The organism is Escherichia sp. MOD1-EC4550 (genome assembly GCF_963876935.1).
GTDB lineage: Bacteria > Pseudomonadota > Gammaproteobacteria > Enterobacterales > Enterobacteriaceae > Escherichia > Escherichia coli_F.
This window is the reverse complement of the sequence record NZ_CAWNSE010000037.1, coordinates 1-3,463: the sequence shown is the minus strand read 5'-3', so window position 1 is coordinate 3,463 and position 3,463 is coordinate 1. Positions and strand designations below refer to the sequence as shown.

The 3,463-nt window shown below is 57.6% G+C and carries 2 protein-coding genes; both read left to right on the top strand.

All coding sequences use genetic code 11. The features are described 5' to 3' along the window. Positions 1-488 (top strand): tail assembly protein (locus tag AACU19_RS20120; protein ID WP_105279234.1); only part of this gene is annotated, 488 nt, incomplete at its 5' end. A 60-nt stretch (positions 489-548) separates the two neighbouring features. Beyond that, positions 549-3,463, top strand: a 2,915-nt coding sequence (gene gpJ / locus AACU19_RS20115; RefSeq protein WP_105279233.1) for a phage attachment tail tip protein J, incomplete at its 3' end; no start/stop codon positions are given.

Genomic DNA, 3,463 nt, shown 5'->3' with positions numbered 1-3,463 from the left:
AACTGAATGAGGGCTGGTATCAGATACGGATTGCCGGGCGTGATACAGGTGAAAACGAATTATCAGCCCGTCTGAATGAGCCGCTGGAAAATGGTGCCGTGATCCACATCGTACCGCGTCTGGCGGGTGCTAAAAGTGGCGGTATTTTTCAGGCAGTGCTGGGGGCGGCGCTGATTGCGGTTGCATGGTGGAACCCTGTGGGCTGGCTGGGGGCCGCGGCTGTATCGGGTATGTATGCGGCAGGGGCCAGTATGATCCTGGGCGGTGTGGCGCAGATGCTGGCCCCCAAACCCAGAACTCCCCGAACACAGACAACGGATAACGGTAAGCAGAACACCTATTTCTCCTCACTGGATAACATGGTTGCCCAGGGCAATGTTCTGCCTGTTCTGTACGGTGAAATGCGCGTGGGGTCACGCGTGGTTTCTCAGGAGATCAGCACGGCAGACGAAGGGGATGGTGGTCAGGTTGTGGTGATTGGTCGCTGATGCAAAAGGTTTTATGTGAAACCGTCTCCGGGCGGTTTTGTCGTTTATGGAGCGTGAGGAATGGGTAAAGGCAGCAGTAAGGGGCATACCCCGCGCGAAGCGAAAGATAACCTGAAATCCACGCAGCTATTGAGTGTGATTGATGCCATCAGCGAAGGGCCGGTTGAAGGTCCGGTGGATGGATTAAAAAGCGTGCTGCTGAACAGTACGCCGGTGCTGGACAGTGAGGGGAATACCAATATATCCGGCGTCACGGTGGTGTTCCGGGCCGGTGAGCAGGAGCAGACACCGCCGGAGGGGTTTGAATCCTCCGGCTCCGAGACGGTGCTCGGTACGGAAGTGAAATATGACACGCCGATCACCCGCACCATTACGTCTGCAAACATCGACCGTCTGCGCTTTACCTTCGGTGTACAGGCACTGGTGGAAACCACCTCAAAGGGGGACAGGAATCCGTCGGAAGTCCGCCTGCTGGTTCAGATACAACGTAACGGTGGCTGGGTGACGGAAAAAGACATCACCATTAAGGGCAAAACCACCTCGCAGTATCTGGCCTCGGTGGTGGTGGGTAACCTGCCGCCGCGCCCGTTCAACATCCGGATGCGCAGGATGACGCCGGACAGCACCACAGACCAGCTGCAGAACAAAACGCTCTGGTCGTCATACACTGAAATCATCGATGTGAAACAGTGCTACCCGAACACGGCACTGGTTGGCGTACAGGTGGACTCGGAACAGTTCGGCAGTCAGCAGGTGAGCCGTAATTATCATCTGCGCGGGCGCATTCTGCAGGTGCCGTCGAACTATAACCCGCAGACGCGGCAATACAGCGGTATCTGGGACGGAACGTTTAAACCGGCATACAGCAACAACATGGCCTGGTGTCTGTGGGATATGCTGACCCATCCGCGCTACGGTATGGGGAAACGTCTTGGTGCGGCGGATGTGGATAAATGGGCGCTGTATGTCATCGGCCAGTACTGCGACCAGTCAGTGCCGGACGGCTTTGGTGGCACGGAGCCGCGCATCACCTGTAATGCGTACCTGACCACACAGCGCAAGGCGTGGGATGTGCTCAGTGATTTCTGCTCGGCGATGCGTTGTATGCCGGTATGGAACGGGCAGACGCTGACGTTCGTGCAGGACCGGCCATCGGATAAGGTGTGGACCTATAACCGCAGTAATGTGGTGATGCCGGATGATGGCGCGCCGTTCCGCTACAGCTTCAGCGCCCTGAAGGACCGCCATAATGCCGTTGAGGTGAACTGGATTGACCCGAACAACGGCTGGGAGACGGCGACAGAGCTTGTTGAAGATACGCAGGCCATTGCCCGTTACGGTCGTAATGTCACGAAGATGGATGCCTTTGGTTGTACCAGTCGGGGGCAGGCACACCGCGCCGGGCTGTGGCTGATTAAAACGGAACTGCTGGAAACGCAGACCGTGGACTTCAGCGTGGGTGCTGAAGGGCTTCGCCATGTACCGGGCGATGTCATTGAAATCTGCGATGATGACTATGCCGGTATCAGCATCGGCGGGCGCGTGCTGGCGGTGAACAGCCAGACCCGGACGCTGACGCTCGACCGTGAAATCACGCTGCCATCCTCCGGTACCACGCTGATAAGCCTGGTTGACGGAAGTGGCAATCCGGTCAGCGTGGAGGTTCAGTCCGTCACCGACGGCGTGAAGGTAAAAGTGAGCCGTGTTCCTGACGGTGTTGCTGAATACAGCGTATGGGGGCTGAAGCTGCCGACGCTGCGCCAGCGACTGTTCCGCTGCGTGAGTATCCGTGAGAACGACGACGGCACGTATGCCATCACCGCCGTGCAGCATGTGCCGGAAAAAGAGGCCATCGTGGATAACGGGGCGCACTTTGACGGCGAACAGAGTGGCACGGTGAATGGTGTCACGCCGCCAGCGGTGCAGCACCTGACCGCAGAAGTCACTGCAGACAGCGGGGAATATCAGGTGCTGGCGCGCTGGGACACGCCGAAGGTGGTGAAGGGCGTGAGCTTCCTGCTTCGCCTGACCGTGGCAGCGGATGACGGCAGTGAGCGGCTGGTCAGCACGGCCCGGACGACGGAAACAACATACCGCTTCAGGCAGCTGGCGCTGGGGCGGTACACGCTGACAGTCCGGGCGGTAAATGCCTGGGGGCAGCAGGGGGACCCGGCGTCGGTATCGTTCCGGATTGCCGCACCGGCAGCACCGTCGAGGATTGAGCTGACGCCGGGCTATTTTCAGATAACCGCCACGCCGCATCTTGCCGTTTATGACCCGACGGTACAGTTTGAGTTCTGGTTCTCGGAAAAACGGATTGCGGATATCAGGCAGGTTGAAACCACAGCCCGCTATCTTGGCACGGCGCTGTACTGGATAGCTGCCAGTATCAATATCAGGCCGGGCCATGATTATTATTTTTACGTTCGCAGTGTGAACACCATTGGCAAATCGGCATTCGTGGAGGCTGTCGGTCGGGCGAGCGATGATGCGGAAGGTTACCTGGATTTTTTCAAAGGCAAGATAACCGAATCTCATCTCGGCAAGGAGTTGCTGGAAAAAGTCGACCTGACGGAGGATAACGCCAGCAGACTGGAGGAGTTTTCGAAAGAGTGGAAGGACGCCAACGATAAGTGGAATGCCATGTGGGCTGTCAAAATTGAGCAGACCAAAGACGGCAAACATTATGTCGCGGGACTTGGCCTCAGCATGGAGGATACAGAGGAAGGCAAACTGAGCCAGTTTCTGGTTGCCGCTAACCGTATCGCGTTTATTGACCCGGCAAACGGGAATGAAACGCCGATGTTTGTGGCGCAGGGCAACCAGATATTCATGAATGACGTGTTCCTGAAGCGCCTGACGGCCCCCACCATTACCAGCGGCGGCAATCCCCCGGCCTTTTCCCTGACACCGGACGGAAAGCTGACGGCTAAAAATGCGGATATCAGTGGCAGTGTGAATGCGAACGCCGGGAC